This is a genomic window from Thermococcus sp. 21S9 (genome assembly GCF_012027635.1).
Classification (GTDB): Archaea; Methanobacteriota_B; Thermococci; order Thermococcales; family Thermococcaceae; genus Thermococcus.
In genome coordinates this window covers 1,029,619-1,046,253 of record NZ_SNUS01000001.1, presented here as the reverse complement: position 1 = coordinate 1,046,253, position 16,635 = coordinate 1,029,619, and the positions used below count along the sequence as shown (strand labels likewise).

Here is a 16,635-nt window from a genome sequence, read left to right as displayed (position 1 = left end):
GTGGGAAAGAAAGGAGAAAAGCTTATCCCCTGACGAAGTGCACCGAGCAGGAGATGCAGGGGTCGAAGGCCCGGACGGTTTCCTCAAGCCTTCTGAGGAGCTCATCCTCCGGCGCGTTTCCGTAGAGGTTTCTCGCTTCCCACAGGAGGGCGCCCTCCATCATGGCGTGGTTGAAGGCCGTGGGCGTTATTATGTTGGAGTACTCGATTTTTCCGCCGGCTATTCTGTAGTGGTGCACGAGGACTCCCCTCGGGGCCTCTACATAACCTATCCCCTCCCCGTCCCCGGCCTCGACCGGAACGTTCTCGGGCTCAAAGCCTTTGTCTAGAAGGGTTTTCGCTATTTCCCCCGCCCGTTCGAGGGCGTAAACCAGCTCTATCGCCTGGGCGAGGTTGTTGTAGCTCACCCATCCGGCTTCGAGCCTCTCCCGGTTCTCCTCGAAGAGTCTCTTAGCTGTGGGGGTCAGCGATTCAGCCTTGAGCAGGAGCCTCGCCAGCGAGCCGACGAGGAAGGGCTTTCCGCTGTAGAGGCTCTGCTTCGCGAAGCTGTAGACGAGGGGGCGCTCCTCGATGCGCTCGAAGTAATGGAAGTTCCGCTCGACGTTCGAGATGAGCGAGTCGCCGGTGAGGTAGCCGTCGGTGGCGACGAACAGCTCCGCTTTTCCGCCGTACTCTCCAATTCCCGAGAAGAGCCTCACCGCGCGCTTCGCCACCGTGAGGAGTGCCTTCGCCTCCCGCTCTATCGCCTCAAGCTCTTCCCACCCCGGCCACCTTCCGAAGCCACCGGGTTTAACGTTTATGCCGTGGATTTCCCTCCCGCCGATGAGGTCCCTAATCCTGTTCCCGAAGGCCTTGAGCGCTATGCCCTCCTTAACGAGCTCGCCGTGCTTCGTCGCGAGCCGTATCGCGTCGGGGTAGCCGAAGAGGTCTGGCGCGACGAGAAGGTATAGGTGAAGAGAGTGGCTCTCGATGAGCTCCCCTATGAGGCCGAGTTCCCTGAGGAGCTCCGTCTTCTCCGGAACCTCGACGCCGAGGGCCCGCTCTATAGCTAAAACGGAAGCGACGCTGTGGGAGAGGTAGCAGATGGCGCATATCCTCGCTTCAAGGTCGGGAACATCCCAGAAGTCCCTTCCGAGGGTGAGAAGCTCAAAGAACCTCGGCCCCTCGACGATTTTGACCCTGACGTCCTTGACCTCGTTTTCCTCGATGACTATCTCGGCCTTCCCGTTCCCCTCGACGCGGGTGAACTCCCTCGTCTCGATTATCATGGCCCCCACCTCGCGAAGGTCTTGAACTTCCTCATGATGTACTCCTCGTCGTAGCCGAGGCCCTTGAGAACTTCGAACTCTCCAGCCGGGTTCACCTCACCGGGCAGGGGCCCGCGGCAGCCGATACAGCCGAGTCCGGAGCGCGGGCAGGCAGCGTTGCAGCCTCCGAGCGTTATCGGGCCGAGGCAGGGAAGGCCCTTCTTGACTAGAACGCACTCGTACTCGTTCAGCTTGCACTCGAGGCAGACTGGGTAGTCAGGTCTTACAGGCTCGATGCCCTTCGCTATGTCAATAAGCGCCTGGAAGAGCTCGTTTTTATCGTAGGGACAGCCGGGTATGGCGAGGTCAACGGTAACGTACTCGACGACGGGCTTGGGGTCGAGTGCCCTCATCGGGTTTCCCTCGTCGCCATAAACGGCCTTCAGCTTCTCCTTGAGCGGAAGCTCGACGCTCGCCTGAAGGCAACCGTGGGTGGCGCAGGTTCCGAGGGCTATGAGGTAGTCGGAGCGGTTTCTGGCCTCTCTAAGAACCTCAAGGTCGCGGTGGCTTGAGACCGTTCCAGTAACGAGGCCGACGTCGAAGTGCTTCCCCTCGAGACTGGTCGCCATGTGGAACTCCTCTATCTCGTAGAACTCAAGAACGTCGAAAAGCCTCTCGTAGAGGAACAGGAAGTTGAGAGCACAACCACCGCAGTCGGTAAGCTCAAACACGCCGAGCTTCATCATATCAACCCCCTCGTCGAGAGGGCGTCCCAGTATGTGAAAACCGGACCGTCCTGGCAGATGTACTTCATCGAGACGCTCGTTCCGACGACGCAGTGACCGCACTTGCCGACTCCACAGCGCATGCGCCTCTCGAGGGTCATGTAGATTCTCCCCGGCGAGAGCTTCCTGTTGAGGAGCTCCCTTATGACGAAGCGGTACATGATTGGCGGACCGCAGATTAGGGCGTAGGAGTTCTCGACGTCGAAGTTCTCGCCCCTGAAGAGGTCGGTAACCACTCCACGGCAGACCCTGTCGGAGAAGCCCTGCTCAAGGTAGATGCACGAGGGGCTCTCGATTTCGTAGGCGAGCTTGACGGTGCAGTTCATCGCACTCCCGTGCTTGAGGAGGTGGAGAATCTCGTCGCGGAAGAGTATGTCCTCGTAGGCCTTCGTGCCGTAGAAGAGCCAGACGTGCTCGTACTTGCCGGTGTCGAGGGCGTACCAGAGAACCGAGCGCAGGGGCGCCATTCCAAGACCGCCGGCCACGAGGATTAGGTTCGAGCCCTCCATGTCCTCCATCGGGAAGCCGTTGCCGTACGGCCCGCGGATTCCAACGACCGAGCCTTCCTTCATTCCGTGTATGAACTTCGTCATCCTGCCGGCCTTTCTTATGCAGAGCTGGATTGGACTCCTCGTCGGGGACGAGCAGAGGCTTATCGGGAACTCGCCGAAGCCGGGAACGTCCACTATGACGAACTGTCCCGGCCTGAAGGTGAACTCCTCGTTGAGCTCCTCGTCGAGGAAGCGGAGTGTAAAGAGCTTCTCCCTCGGGGTCAGGTCCTTAACCTCAAGGATTCTCGCCGGATGGCTCTCGTAGGGATTCATTCCAACGACCCCCTTATCTCGTCGAGAACCTTAACGTGCTCTATACCAGCTGGACAGAACTCGTCGCACCGGCCACAGCCGACGCAGTTGAAGCCCGCTGAAGGGTCGAAGTAGCTCTTGCAGTAGTAGCGGTGCCTGAAGCGGTCCAAGCGTGTGGGCCTGAAGTTATGACCGCCCGCGACGAGGCCGTGGCTCTCCATGAAGCAGGAATCGTAGCGCCTCTCGCGAACGGCCCTGTAGGCATCGACCCAGCGGTCGCAGACCTCGTAGCAACGGCACGTCGGACAGACGAGGTTGCAGTTCCCGCAGGCGAGGCACTTCTCGGCGTACTCCTTCCAGACCGGGCTGTTGTAGGCCAAATCGAGCGTGTCTGCCAGACCCTCCGAGCGGAGCTCCCTCTTGAAGGCTTCCGCACGCTTTTCCTCGAAGGCCTTGAAGTTGGCTATGTCCTCGTCGCTCACCTCGTCGAATAGCCTCGCGTTCTCCCAGACCACCTCGTGTCCCCTCACACTCCCTATCCTGACGAGCCATCCATCGGGAAGCTCGTGGAGGAAAAGGTCGAAGCCGTCCATCGCGAAGTGCGTTCCAAGGCTTTTGCAGAAGCACAGCTCGTCGGGGAGACAGCTTATGCCGACGATGAAAGCGCTCTTCCTTCTTTCTGCGTAGTAGGGGTCAACCGGCTCGGAGAGGTAGACTCTGTCGAGGATTTTGAGGGCGTGAACGTCGCAGGAATGAACTCCAAAGAGCACGAAGGGCTTTCCGTCCCCATCCTTCCGCCACCAGCCGTCCTCGAGGCTGAAAAGCCTCTCCCTCGGCCTGACGAAGAACTTCTTGGGCGGGAGCATCGTTCTGGTGTATTTCAGGTCCATTTCGCCGGCTTCCTCGACCCTTCGGAAGTGGTGGGTCTTCCCCTCTTTAACCGGCCCGTAGATTTGGCCTATCCCCTTGAGGGAATTGAAGAAGTCCTCAAAGTTTCCGGAGGGTAGCTTTACATATCTCAACTCGACCACGCCCCTATCGGGCTATAATTTTAAGTTTGTAAAGATTCCCTTAAGGATTTTTCAAACCGGAGGTTGGGAACCTTTTGTTACAAACTTGTGCTTCAATGCACATTTATAAGCACGGCAAACCAACTATCGCCCATAAGTGGTGGTGCTCATGGAGGCGGAAGTCGATTACCTGACCTCGTATCCCCCCGAGCCGAGCTCGCTAATCCCCCTTCTCCAGCGGACTCAGGAGCGCTTCGGCTACCTTCCAAGGGAAGTCCTTGAGAGAATCGCGGAATACCTCGGAATTCCCCTAAGCAGGGTATACGGCGTCGCAACATTCTACGCCCAGTTCAGGTTCGAGCCCCTCGGAAAGTACGTCGTCAAAATCTGCCACGGAACGGCCTGCCACGTGAACGGAGCGGTAACCATTGCCCAGGCGATAACGGAGGAGCTCGGCATAGAGGAGGGCCAGACGACGGAGGATGGGCTGATAACCCTCGAAAGGGTGGCCTGCCTCGGCTGTTGCAGTTTGGCACCGGTAGTCATGATAAACGACAAGGTGTTCGGCAAGCTCACGCCGGACAGGGTTAGGAAGCTCATAAGGAAACTCAGGGAGGGGAAGCTCGATGTCTGAGATAAAGGCCATAGCGGTCGGCATGAACTCCTGCGGGATTGCCGCAGGCGCGAGGGAAACCTACGAGGCAATAAAGGCCGAGCTTGAGAGGAGAAACCTTGACGTGAAGCTCAAGATAGTCGGTTGCGTTGGCATGTGCTACCGCGAGCCCCTCGTTGACATAATCACCGAGGACGAGATTATCACCTACGGCCACGTCGACCCGAAGAAGGTTCCGAGGATTATAGAGGAGCACGTGGTAAACGGGAAGCCGGTCAAGGAGTGGATAGTCAAGCGCGACTGGTGGGAGAACGGCGAGAGGAAGACGTGGGACGTTGACGGCTACTTTGCCAAGCAGGTGAAGATAGTCCTTGAAAATTCCGGCTACATAGACCCCGAGAACATAGACGAGTACATCGCAGTCGGTGGTTATGAAGCCCTCAAAAAGGCCCTCAGGATGGAGCCGGAGGAAATCATAGATATCATTATGAAATCCGGGCTTCGCGGGAGGGGCGGTGCGGGCTTCCCGACCGGCCTGAAGTGGAAGTTCACGAGGGAAGCGGAGGGCGACGAGAAGTACATCATCTGCAACGCCGACGAGGGCGACCCAGGAGCCTTCATGGACAGGAACGTCCTTGAGGGCGACCCCCACCGCGTTATAGAGGGCATGATAATAGGGGCCTACGCGATTGGAGCGACGAAGGGCTTCATCTACGTCCGTGCCGAGTACCCGCTCGCCATAAGGAGGCTGAGGATAGCGCTGAAGCAGGCTAAGGAGAGGGGCTTTCTGGGGGAAAACATCCTCGGAAGCGGTTTCTCTTTCGACATCGAGATTAAGGAGGGCGCTGGAGCGTTCGTCTGCGGTGAGGAAACCGCTTTGATAGCTTCAATTGAAGGCAAACGCGGGATGCCGAGGCCGAGGCCACCGTATCCGGCCCAGAAGGGCCTCTTCGGAAAGCCGACCAACATAAACAACGTCGAAACGTGGGCGAACGTGCCGTGGATAATAAGGCACGGCTGGAAGGCCTTTGCCTCGCTCGGAACCGAGAAGAGCAAAGGAACGAAAGTCTTCGCGCTGTCGGGCAAGATAAAGCACGGCGGAAACGTCGAGGTGCCGATGGGAACGACGCTGAGGGAGATACTCTACGAGATAGGCGGTGGAACGAAGACAGGGAAGAGGATTAAAGCAGTCCAGCTCGGCGGGCCTTCTGGCGGTTGCATTCCGGAGTACCTCTTCGACACGCCGGTGGATTATGAAAGCGTGAACGCGACCGGTGCGATAATGGGTAGCGGTGGAATGGTCGTCATGGACGAGGACACCTGTATGGTGGACGTCGCCAAGTTCTTCCTCGACTTCACGGTCAAGGAGTCCTGCGGTAAGTGCACATTCTGCAGGGTCGGGACGAAGAGGATGTTCGAAATCCTCGAGCGGTTCACCGAGGGAAAGGCCACGAAGGAGGACCTTGAGAGGCTCGAGAAGCTCGCCCACCAGGTCAAGGCCGGTTCACTCTGCGGTCTCGGACAGACCGCCCCGAACCCCGTCCTAACGACGCTCCGCTACTTCAGGGATGAATACCTCGCCCATATCGAGGGGAAGTGCCCGGCCAAGGTCTGCAAGCCCCTCATAAGGTACGTCATAATCCCAGAGAAGTGCACCGGCTGTACCGCCTGCGCAATCTTCTGCCCGGCCAACGCGATAACCGGCGAGAAGCTCAAGCCCCACGAGATTGACCAATCTGCCTGCATCAAGTGCGGAACCTGCTACGAGGTATGCCGGTTCAACGCTATAGAAATCGTTACCGGGGGTGAGTGAGATGGTCAGGCTCATCGTTGACGGAAAGGAAGTTGACGCTCCTGCAGATAAGCCCCTCATAGAGTTCCTGCGCGAGATTGGCCACGTTCCCGGCTTCTGCTATACCGAAGAGCTTGAACCCTACGGCTCGTGCAGGCTCTGCCTCGTAGAGACCGAGAGGGGAGTAACGACCGCGTGCACCCTCAAACCGACGGAAGGGATGAGGATAGAGACCCTGAGCGATAGGGTCATCGAGATGCGCAAAACAGCTCTCGAGCTTCTCCTTTCGAGCCACTACGGTGATTGCATCGGTCCGTGCCAGGACGCCTGTCCGGCTCACGCGGACATACAGGGCTACCTCGCGCTGATAGCGATGGGCAAGTACCACGAGGCCGTCAAGCTGATGAAAGAGAAGTACATCCTGCCTGCCGTTCTCGGAAGGGTCTGCCCGGCCTTCTGTGAGGAGGCCTGCCGGAGGAACCTCGTCGATGAGCCGGTCGGCATAAGGCTCGCGAAGCGCTTCGCTGCCGATTACGACCTGGAGAACGGTCCGTGGATGCCCGAAATACCGCCGTCGACCGGGAAGCGCGTTGCCGTCGTCGGAGGAGGGCCTGCAGGACTGGCGTGCGCCTACTACCTGAGGCTGAAGGGCCACGAGGTTACAATCTTCGAGGCGATGCCCGAACTCGGCGGAATGACCCGCTACGGCATTCCGGAGTACAGGCTTCCGAGGGACGTCTTAGACAAGGACATAGCGACCGTGATAAACACGGGCATCGAGGTGAGAACCAACACCGCCCTCAGCAGGGACGTTTCCCTTGAGGAACTGCGCGAGAAGTACGACGCCGTTTTCTTGGCCGTCGGAGCCTGGAAGAGCAGGAAGATGGGGATTCCCGGAGAGGATTTAGAGGGAGTGATGCACGGCATAGAGTTCCTGAGGAAGGTGAACACGGGCGAAAAGGTCAAGCTCGGCGAGCGCGTTATAGTTGTCGGCGGTGGAAACACAGCGATGGACGTCGCGAGGACTGCTCTAAGGCTCGGCGCGAAGGTCACCGTCGTCTACCGCCGTTCGAAGGCCGAGATGCCCGCCAACGAGCGCGAAGTGGAAGAAGCAATCGAGGAAGGCGTGGAGTTCCTCTTCCTGGCCAACCCGGTGAGGATTATCGGCGATGGCAGGGTCGAGGAGGTGGAGCTAATCAAAATGCGCCTCGGCGAGCCGGATTCAAGCGGAAGGAGGAGACCTGTGCCCATCGAGGGCTCGGAGTTCAGGGTTAAGGCCGACAACGTGATTCTGGCTATCGGCCAGTACTGCGACGAGGAGTTCCTGAAGAGCCTTGGGATAGAGGCGAGGCGCGGAAGAGCCGTTGTTGACGAGATTACACTTCAGACCAACGTTCCCGGCGTCTTCGCGGGCGGAGACCTCGTTCTCGGACCCTCAACGGTAATAGAGAGCATAGCCACCGGAAGGAGAGCCGCTGTGATGATAGACCTCTACCTCAGGGGCAGGCTTGAAAAGGCCAGAGAAGTCCTCGCAAACCCCGAGAAGCACATCAGGGAGCTGACAGAGGATAGAGAGCTGTACGAACTCCTTCTGGACATTAGACCCTACAACCACTGGAGGGACGTTACGGAGGAGGACTACCGCGAGACGCCGAGGAGGCCGAGGGTCAGGCCGAAGCTCCTCGACCCGAAGGAGAGGGCGAAGGGCTTTGAAGAGGTCGAGAATACGCTGAGCGAAAGTGAGGCAAGGAGCGAAGCTTCACGGTGCATGAGCTGTGGCTGTCTGGCGGTTTTCGACTGCAAGCTGAGGGAGTACGCGACGCTGTACGGCGTGAAGCCCGAACTCGGAAGGGGCGAAAAGCGCTTTGAGATTGATGAAAGCCACCCGAGGATTACGCTCGACCCCAACAAGTGCGTCCTCTGTGGCCTCTGCGTCCGCTTCACCCACGAGATTGCCGGAGAGGGCGTGATAGACTACCTCTTCAGGGGCTACAACACGAGGGTTGGGCCACCGCTCGGCGACACCATGGCCGACGTTGAGGGGAAGTTCCTTGGAGAGCTGGCCGACGTCTGTCCTGTCGGCGCGATAGTTGAGAAACCACCGCTCACGAAGCCCGGCCCATGGAAGACCGAGAAGGTAAGAACCGTCTGCAACGGCTGTTCCCTCGCCTGCGAGATGGCGGTTGAGGTCTACGCCGGGCTTCTCGTGAGGGCTTCGAGCGTCGGGGACTCGTGGAACGGATACCTATGCGACGTCTGTCGCTTCGAGAGGCCCTGGGAGAAGACCCTCAGCGGACCGCTCCTCAACGGAAAGCCCGTAAGCGGGGAAGAAGCGAAGAAGTTCATCAAGAGCGGAAACTACGCCCTTATCCTAACGCCCAACCTGACCAACGAGGAGATAGAAGCCCTCAAGGCCTTCGCCGAGCGTAAGGGTGTTCCGATAGGCTCGACCGTGAGCGGAAGTCCTTCAACGGCGACCCTCGACGACGTCAGGAAAGCCAGGCGCGTCCTGCTCAGGGCAGACCCGGAGAAGTTCCCGCTCCTCAAGATACTGCTGAGGGGCAAGGAAATCGTTGAGGAGAACTACGAGCTGGCCGTAACTGAGGACGGCGAAGCCTTGAACGTCCCGACGCTGATACTCAGGAAGGGGGCGAACGCTGAGGGGCTGATAAGGGCCGGTGTGGCTGGGATACCGAAGGCAGAACGTTACGTGGTCGTTTCGAACGAACCCGTTGAGCTGTCCGGCGAGACCCTCGTTGTTCCTGCGGGCAGGTGGGCCGAGAAGAGCGGAACGGTCACCAACGCCCTCGGAATGGAGCTGAATGTTGAAAAAGTGAGGGAAGGCTACTCCCCACTGGGGCTTTTCTCCTGATTTTTTACCACCATCCCACGACGTCGGCGGGCTGTAAAAACACTTCATCCCTTCCCTCGAGGAACGTGAAGACGGATTTCCTGAACCTGAGCCGGAGCATATCTCCGTGGTCGTGAAGCTCGATGACAGAGGTGGCGACGCCTTCAAGGAGAGGAAGCGGGTTCGTTGGGAAACCCCTGATGACGTTGCCCTCTATTATGTTGAAGCTCATCCTCCTGTCGTTCCCGAGGTTCTCCCTAAGGTGGTTGACGATGACGTAAACCCCCTTGACGTCGCGCTGGAAGCCGAGGAGCCTCTCAAAGCCCGTGACGATGTAAACGTATCTGTCGTCGCCCATTGCCCGCTCTATGGCCCTCTCCTTCTTCTGAAGATAGAGAGTTGGGTCCGCCTCGAACTGAATCTTGTCAACCACGTGGCCGACCTCGTCAACGCCACCGATTTTCAGGACGCCAACGTGCTCCATCGGCGGGGTGAGGCCCATGACTTCGAAATGCCTCACGTAGCCGGCGAACGCGTCAAAGATGTCCTCCACGAGAACCGGGAGACCCCTCTCGTAGGCGTAGTTCAGGATGGCGTACATCGTGAGCTCAACGCCCATCGTTGAGTAGTTCTCAAGGAGCGTGAGACCACCGAAGCGAAGCGAGTTGAACATAGAAATTACGTCGTCCCTTGATGCCAGACCCTTAAGTTCAACTCCCACCAAGGAAAACACCCCCGACGTCTATGGTGAACTCCCTGCCGACGAGGTCGAGGTCTGGACTGCGGAGTATTGAGAGCCTAACGCCGGTAGGATAGCTGTGGAAGACCCAAACGCTCGTGGCTATTCTCCTGAGCTCGGGGTGAACGTAGGGAGGAAGGCTCCGTATCAAACCAGTGTGAATAAGATAAAACGCCTTCCTCCTCTTGTTGCCAACGTAGCGCTGGATTCCAAGCAGAAAGCGATAGAAATCACGAACGTCGCGGACGAAGTACAAAAGGTTCTCGATACCGAGGGTTAAGTTTATGGCCGGGTTCTCAGGTGTTCCAACAGAGTTGGAGAACGCTGTATCGTAATTTCTGAGGAGAACCCTTGGGTCCGGATGGAAATCAACGCGCCTGATTGTACCACCGACCTCCTTTCTGCCACCGGTCTTAAAGACATGAGAGTGACCAATATCAACCTTAAGACCGAGCATATCACAGTGAACGAGCACGGTATAGAGACTATCAAAGTTATCGTCTATCACGAAGGGAACGTTGTTCTCCCTCGTGTAATCGGCGAGAAGCTTGAGGGCGAATTCGGGGACGTACGACGTCTCGTACTCGACGACGACGGTCTCCCCGGGCCTCACCAGTTCAAGGAGTTCAGGGATTGTAACCTCCATTGTGACCCCCTTACGGAATCTGCGACCCCGGAGGTAAAATACTTTTCTGCTCCAAAAAGAGAGTCAAAGGTGAGAAGTCAGAACCTCAAGGAAAAGCTCCACGTCCTCCCTCTCGTTGTAGAGGTGCGGGGAAACCCTTATCCCGTAGTGGCCGAGAACTCCCCTGTGGCTGATTGAAATTCCCTCCGAGACGAGCCTCTGGTAGAGCGCCTCCTCCGCGCTGTAGTCGAGTCCGGTCTTTATCGTCACTATCGGCGAGTCCGTCGAGAAGACGTCGAGACCAAGAGCCCTTACCTCATCAACGACAATCTTTGCGAGCTTGGTGTTGTGGCGCTCTATCCTCTCGATTCCCAACCCGTTAATCAACCGGAGCGACGCGAGAAGTGCCGAGGCTATTAGATACGGAGGCCCCCCGCCAAAGTCGAGCTTCCTAATCCCCTTCGCAGGCCTCAGCTCGCCCCAGGGGTCCTTCTCCGGCAGTCCCCACCAGCTACCCCAGTCCCCGGTGGGCGGTTCGTTGTTGAGGAGCCCAGATATCGGCTTGGCCTCCTCGATGAGTTCATCAGAGGCGTAGATTAGACCGGCTCCCGTGTCAGGGCTGATGAGCCACTTCTCCGAGCCGGCAGAGAGGGCATCCACGCCTTCCTTCTCAGGGAAGAGCCTCAGCGAGCCGAGGTGCTGGACGGCATCAACTATAAGCCACGCGCCGTGCTCGTGGGCGATTCTTGAAAGCTCGCCCAAGTCAATCCACTCGCCGATGACCCAGTTCACGGAGCTGAGGACGACCGCGAAGGTGTTATCGTCTATGGCCTTCTCAATATCTTCAAGGCTGTGGAGGCCATTCCTGTTCTCAACAACGCGGAGCTCGAGGCCGAAGCGCTTGGCATAGCTCTTGAGAAGCGCTGGAATCGTGGGGAACTCGGTGTCGAGGGAAACTATGTTCTGCTCCCTCTTCGGCTCAAGGGCCAGCAGGATTCGCCTCAGCCCCTCGGTGGTCTGAATCGAGAGGCCGACGTTCTCGGGCCTCACCTTCATGAGCCTACCCGCTTCCCTTTGGAGGGGCTTTAGGACAAGCTCGTCCATGTAGTCAACGGAGTTCACCTCCCCGTTGAACTCTATCACGTCGCTCAGGAGCTTAGTGGCTTCAAGAAGGGCCGTTGAGGGCATCAATCCGGTACTCGCGGTGTTGAGGTAGGCCTTGAACTTCTCAAGGGCCGGAAAGAGGTTCCGCATCATGGGCATCGCCGGAGGGATAATATGAAAAGAGCTTAAATCAATTTCGAAGTGTTCAGATAACAGCCGGAACGCCCGGAATCCTCGGGAAGGGCTGGACTTCTGCTATGTGCTCAGCCCCTACAATGTAGCGGATTAGCCTCTCGATTCCTATCCCAGCCCCGGCGCTCGGACGCAGGAGACCGGCCTTAGCCACCTCAAGGTAGGGCCTGAAAGCCTCTTCGCTCAGACCGGCCGAGCGTATCTTAGCGAGTATCTTCTCGTACTCCCACTCCCTTTCTCCACCGCTCGAGACCTCGCCGTAGCCTTCCGGAAGGTAGAGGTCGTAGTTCCTCCAGATTCCGTCAACTTCCCTGTCGTAGAACTCCCTCGGGATTCCCGTTATCCAGAAGGGCTCCTCGAGGGCTCTGCTGGCCTCCTCCTCGCTCCCGAACTCCTCGCGGATTTCCTCGATGGTGAAGCGCCTGAAGGGCCTCTTGGGCTTCGGAAGCTCCCTCTCGAAGGACTCCCAGACGACTGGTCTCAACTCGCGGAAGAGTCCAACTATCAGCTCCTCGATTAGGCCCATAACGTCGTCCATGCTCGCGCCGGCAATCTCCATGTCGAGCTGGGTGAACTCGTAGGCGTGCTTTCCGTCGTCTGCCTCTTTACCTTCGAGCCTTATGTTGGGTGAGAGGACGAAGAGCTTATCTATTCCCATCGCTATCGCCATCTGCTTGTGGAGTATCATGCTGTGCGTCAGTCTAAGTCTTTCCCCGTAGACCTCGACCTCCGGTGGTCTTAATGCCTCCTCGGCGGCGGGGTCCGGCCAGAGGGGGTCGGTTATTGAGCTGAGCACTATCGGGAGCAACCAGCGGAAGCCCTTCTTGGACAGCTCGCCCGTGAGGTAAGCTACTGCCCTCGTCTGAACCTCGGCAATTGGGTCAATTTTTCTGCTTACGATTTGGAGAGCGTTCATATCAATCACCCAGTTTTCGTCAGAGTGCCTTCGGGTTTATTGCCTTTGTGCAGAAATTTTGGGACGAAAGTCAAATTTTGACATGAATTTTCGAGTTATTTTAGATATTAAACAAATTTTCTTGGATTTATTGGCAGATTGTGCACTAACTACCAAAGATGGGGAAAAGCTTAAATTATTATCCTGCTCAAGATTATCCTGGTGAAGATAATGTTTGTCAACCGAAAAGATGAGCTGAGGTTCCTTGACTCACTCTACCGCTCAGGAAAAAAGGAGGTCCTGATTCTCTACGGGCGCAGGCGCGTTGGGAAGACCGAGCTCGTGAAAAGGTTCATTGAAGGGAAAAAGGCCGTTTACTTTTTGGCCGATAGGGACGGGCTAGAGTCGAACGCGAAGAGGTTTTACAGGGAAGCCGCCGAGGTTCTTGACCTGCCAAAGGTTGAAGTCAGGGACTTCAGGGAAGCCTTTGAACTCCTGAAGCTCAAGGCTCCCGAAAGGCTCGTCGTCGTTATAGACGAGTTTTCGTACCTTTTGCTCACCGATAAGAACGCCTCAGCGGTTTTTCAGCACGTTATAGACGAAATCCTTGACGACAGGTTCTTCCTAATCCTAAGCGGGTCGATAATCGGCCTAATGGAGGGACTTATGGAGTACGGCAACCCCCTCTACGGCAGGAGAACAGCACAGCTCAAGCTTAAGCCCCTCAACTTCTTCCACGTCCGCGAGTACTTCAAAAATTCACCGATTGAGACTGTCGTGAAGATATACTCTGTTACCGGCGGTGTTCCCATGTACTTTAGGCTCTTTGAGGGGAGAAACTTCGAGGAAGAGCTCCTCAAGGTGGCCTTTTCGCCGACGTCAATCCTCTACGAGGAGCCAGAGTTCATTTTGAGGGAAGAGCTCGGCGACGTCCACCGCCACTACCTGATTCTTGAGGCGATTGCCCTCGGAAAGCACAGGGTCAGCGAGATTGCCAACTTCGCGGGAATCGAGGCCAAGGACATGCCGAAATACCTGAGAACTCTAATCTCCCTCGAACTCGTGAGGCGCGAGGTTCCTGTTACCGAGCCGGAGAGGAGCAAAAAGGCGCGCTACTACCTCAACGACAACTTCTTCGCCTTCTGGTTCAGGTTTGTTAAGCCGAACAGGGGAAAGATAGAGCTCGGAACGTTCGAGATGGACTGGGACGCCTTCAACACCTATGTGGGGAAAGCCTTTGAGGAGATTGCCAGGCAGTTCCTCATCGAGCTGAACAAAGCTGGGAAACTGCCGTTCCACTTTACAAAAATCGGTCGCTGGTGGCGGAAGGGAAAGGAGATTGATTTGGTCGCCTTAAACGAACGCGGGAGGAAGGCTCTCTTCGTTGAGGTTAAGTGGAAGGACTTGAGCGAGCGGGAAGCGCGGGGGATTCTAAGGGGGTTGGAGAGGAAAGCCGAGCTCGTGGGGCTTGACGGAGGGGAGAAGAGCTACGGACTGGTGGCCAAGAAGGTTGAAGGAAAAGAAGAGCTGAGGGAAGAGGGATTTTTGGTCTGGGATTTGGAAGATTTCGAAAGGTTTTTGTCTCTTCGGAAAGAACGAGTTTAAGGGGGCGACTGAATGATTACGGTTCCGTCTCTGGAACGGATTAAGAAACTCCAAAAAAAATATAAAAAAAGAAACTAAATCCGGGTAGTGCGAAGCTGGGACTTTCCACGATCTTTAAAAAGAAAGGAAGAGAATACGCACGGGAATTCGCGCGTCTTGTAAAACACGTGCTCCCTACGGCGAACCCCGTAGAAATCCAAGAAAAGTATTCTGGTGGGGGATTTGGCCCCGATGCGCATTATGGGGAAGAAGATCTACCCATACATGAGATAGCGCGGCTTAACATCCTCGGAAAGCTCGCTTCCACAATCCTGGCCTACAAGTATGGAGTTCCGCTAGAGGATGCGGCAGAACTCGTGGAAAGAGAAATAATTATCCCCACCATGGTCCTCAAAGGCAAACTGCCTCACGAACTTACGCCCAAAGAAATAGAAGAAATTGCAAGAAATAGAGTAAAAAAGTTCAACATACCCGAGAACCATGCAGGCAAGATTGCAGAACTTATATGGATTCTAGCGCAGGCAACCAAAGAAGCAATTCCAGAGATTGACGAAAAAACAGAAATAGAAATACTCGAAGATCTAGATATTGGTCACAAACACGGAACACTGGAGCGTGCCAGCTCGCTACACAATATAAAAGTACATTTCGGCTTAGATGAATCTGCTTTTGATAAGTACGCGCCTGAAATAACGAGAATTGCCGAAGAACTTGAGCAAATCAGCCCGTTCAAGGAGAAGAGGTCTGATAGAAGTAACCCCATTGCCCTTTCTCAGGCGAAGCTCGAAGTCCTGTCCATAATCCGCGGCCTTGAGTTCGCGGGCTTCTCTGAGGAAGCTAGGGAAAGGGCACTCGAAGTTCTGAGCTCAAAAATCGAAGAGCTCATCGAAGGGCCGGTAACCGCCGAGACCGTCTGGAAGCTCGGTCTCTACGCCTTCGCCGTCGAGATGATAAAGCGCGGAGACTTCGAGAGGCTGAGGGAGGTGGAGGGGCTTTAAGACCCATCAAAAGATACCGTTATAACCCCCGGCGAGAAATACTTACGGTGAACCGAATGGGCGTCTACATCTTCAAGCCCGAGGATTTGATACGCTACGGCTCCGCTCGGCCAGAGCAGATGGAGCTCCTGAAGGAAGAGGTCCTCGGAAAGAAGGACATACTAATCGTCGGAACGAGCAGGAGCGGAAAGACGAAGCTCGTGGAAGCGCTACTACACTACGTCCCCGACGACTGGAAGGTGGCCGTTGTTACTGCCTACGGCGAGTTCAAGCCCTTCAAGCCGAACATCGAGGTCATTGATACCGCCTTCGACCAGCGCCCGACGAAAGAGAGGACCGACGAGGTTATTGAGAGGCTGAAGAAGCTCAACCCGGACTACGTCGTGATAGACACCCTCCACACCGTCAGCGTCCCGAGGATTCTCGATGAGCTGATAGACGACTACGCCTTCATTGTCACCTCGCTGGCGATGAGCGACGACCTGAAGGCCGAAGTCATGCACTGGCTCGGTATAGACGAGAAGACCTTCGACCGCTTTGATATTCTCGTCGAGCTGAGCAGGGACTGGAGAACAGGAATGAAGAAAATAAACAGGATTTACAGGATTAAGAACGGGGAGCTCGAGCCGATAGTTTAGCTACCAGCGGTTTTTCACGTTTCTTCTTCCTCCCCTCAGGAGAAGCTTTCTCTTCCAGAGGGCGAAGAGGATGAGGTTCAGGAGAACCGTAACGACGAGGGAAGCCGTTAGCGAGCCGAAGGTTATGCCCGCGATACTGTACTTCGTCCGCTTCACCATACCGAGGGCCACGTAGTCCTCTGGAGTCATGTGCCTCATCTCGGGCGAGACCCGAACAGTGCCGTTCTCGGGGAGGAGTGAGAGCATGTGGTTCCACGTGACCACGTAGAGCTTCACGTGGGTTCCGTTGACGGTGCAGTTGGGAACGCTCAGCCCGCGTTCGAGCCACAGGCACGAGCCGTCAGGGAATATTTTTCCATGAACGGGCGAGTGGTCATAGGTCTGGAAGTAGAAGGAGCCGTTTTCAGGGTTTATCTCGAAGACCTCTACATCCTCCGTGGTGCCGTAGATTAGACCCCTCATGACGCGGTAGAGCCTGTCGAGGAGAGGGTTGCTGAAGTACTCGTCGCGCCAGACGATGTAGTAGTACAGCTCGCCGTTCCTCCCGACCATGTAGAGGACCTCGGTCGGCTCGTCGCCGGGCTTGGAGTGGAGAACAGGAGAGTAAGCGAAGACCTTGGAGCTCTCCCAGGGGAGGTAACCCTCCAGTGAGTAACCGCTCGCGGTTAAGGCAACTGCCCAGAAAACGAGAACGTTTCCGACGAGCCACAGAGCCAGTAGAACCGTTCTCCTCCGCATG

General features: G+C 56.5%; 15 protein-coding genes. 6 read left to right on the top strand and 9 right to left on the bottom strand.

Annotated elements, in window-relative coordinates:
* Positions 1-22 precede the first annotated feature (22 nt).
* Genes shyA through E3E28_RS05890 form a run of 4 tightly spaced genes read right to left on the bottom strand, consistent with a single transcriptional unit; the run spans position 23 to position 3,856 of the window.
* Positions 23-1,267, bottom strand: a complete 1,245-nt coding sequence (gene shyA, locus E3E28_RS05905) for an NAD(P)-dependent hydrogenase/sulfhydrogenase 2 subunit alpha (protein ID WP_167914410.1) — start codon at positions 1,265-1,267, stop codon at positions 23-25.
* On the bottom strand, positions 1,264-1,989 hold the full coding sequence (gene shyD / locus E3E28_RS05900) for an NAD(P)-dependent hydrogenase/sulfhydrogenase 2 subunit delta (RefSeq protein WP_167915251.1): 726 nt from the start codon (positions 1,987-1,989) through the stop codon (positions 1,264-1,266). The genes shyA and shyD overlap by 4 nt, the downstream gene beginning before the upstream one ends.
* Complete coding sequence (gene shyC, locus E3E28_RS05895) at positions 1,989-2,855, bottom strand: NAD(P)-dependent hydrogenase/sulfhydrogenase 2 subunit gamma (protein WP_167914409.1); 867 nt, start codon at positions 2,853-2,855, stop codon at positions 1,989-1,991. Before shyC ends, shyD begins: the two co-directional genes overlap by 1 nt.
* Positions 2,852-3,856, bottom strand: a complete 1,005-nt coding sequence (locus E3E28_RS05890) for a 4Fe-4S dicluster domain-containing protein (protein ID WP_167915250.1) — start codon at positions 3,854-3,856, stop codon at positions 2,852-2,854. Before E3E28_RS05890 ends, shyC begins: the two co-directional genes overlap by 4 nt.
* 157 nt (positions 3,857-4,013) lie before the next feature.
* On the opposite strand from E3E28_RS05890, the gene nuoE reads away from it, so the two are divergent.
* Genes nuoE through E3E28_RS05875 form a run of 3 tightly spaced genes read left to right on the top strand, consistent with a single transcriptional unit; the run spans position 4,014 to position 9,121 of the window.
* Positions 4,014-4,478 (top strand): NADH-quinone oxidoreductase subunit NuoE, encoded by a 465-nt coding sequence (gene nuoE / locus E3E28_RS05885; protein WP_167915249.1) that lies wholly within the window; start codon positions 4,014-4,016, stop codon positions 4,476-4,478.
* Entirely contained in the window at positions 4,471-6,270 is a 1,800-nt protein-coding gene (gene nuoF, locus E3E28_RS05880; protein WP_167914408.1) for an NADH-quinone oxidoreductase subunit NuoF, read from the top strand. Before nuoE ends, nuoF begins: the two co-directional genes overlap by 8 nt.
* A gap of 1 nt (position 6,271) precedes the next feature.
* Positions 6,272-9,121, top strand: a complete 2,850-nt coding sequence (locus E3E28_RS05875; protein ID WP_167914407.1) for an NAD(P)-binding protein — start codon at positions 6,272-6,274, stop codon at positions 9,119-9,121.
* A gap of 4 nt (positions 9,122-9,125) precedes the next feature.
* On the opposite strand, the gene E3E28_RS05870 is transcribed toward E3E28_RS05875, so the two are convergent.
* The 4 genes from E3E28_RS05870 to E3E28_RS05855 form a co-directional block, all read right to left on the bottom strand.
* On the bottom strand, positions 9,126-9,821 hold the full coding sequence (locus tag E3E28_RS05870) for a DUF257 family protein (RefSeq protein WP_167914406.1): 696 nt from the start codon (positions 9,819-9,821) through the stop codon (positions 9,126-9,128).
* Positions 9,811-10,485, bottom strand: a complete 675-nt coding sequence (locus E3E28_RS05865) for a DUF257 family protein (RefSeq protein WP_167914405.1) — start codon at positions 10,483-10,485, stop codon at positions 9,811-9,813. Before E3E28_RS05865 ends, E3E28_RS05870 begins: the two co-directional genes overlap by 11 nt.
* Before the next feature lie 63 nt (positions 10,486-10,548).
* On the bottom strand, positions 10,549-11,721 hold the full coding sequence (locus E3E28_RS05860) for an aminotransferase class V-fold PLP-dependent enzyme (protein WP_167915248.1): 1,173 nt from the start codon (positions 11,719-11,721) through the stop codon (positions 10,549-10,551).
* A 52-nt stretch (positions 11,722-11,773) separates the two neighbouring features.
* The gene (locus E3E28_RS05855) at positions 11,774-12,676 is read right to left on the bottom strand and encodes an asparagine synthetase A (protein ID WP_167914404.1); all 903 of its coding nucleotides are present in this window, start codon (positions 12,674-12,676) and stop codon (positions 11,774-11,776) included.
* A gap of 210 nt (positions 12,677-12,886) precedes the next feature.
* Between E3E28_RS05855 and E3E28_RS05850 the strand changes: the two genes are divergently transcribed.
* From E3E28_RS05850 to E3E28_RS05840, 3 genes are all read left to right on the top strand, one after another.
* Complete coding sequence (locus tag E3E28_RS05850; RefSeq protein ID WP_167915247.1) at positions 12,887-14,260, top strand: ATP-binding protein; 1,374 nt, start codon at positions 12,887-12,889, stop codon at positions 14,258-14,260.
* Positions 14,261-14,427: 167 nt separating this feature from the next.
* Complete coding sequence (locus tag E3E28_RS05845) at positions 14,428-15,258, top strand: hypothetical protein (RefSeq protein WP_167914403.1); 831 nt, start codon at positions 14,428-14,430, stop codon at positions 15,256-15,258.
* Between the two features lie 56 nt (positions 15,259-15,314).
* Positions 15,315-15,896 (top strand): type II/IV secretion system ATPase subunit, encoded by a 582-nt coding sequence (locus E3E28_RS05840; protein WP_167915246.1) that lies wholly within the window; start codon positions 15,315-15,317, stop codon positions 15,894-15,896.
* Here the strand turns inward: E3E28_RS05840 and E3E28_RS05835 are convergent, their stop codons facing one another.
* Complete coding sequence (locus tag E3E28_RS05835; protein ID WP_167914402.1) at positions 15,897-16,634, bottom strand: hypothetical protein; 738 nt, start codon at positions 16,632-16,634, stop codon at positions 15,897-15,899. It abuts the gene before it with no gap.
* Position 16,635: the final 1 nt, after the last annotated feature.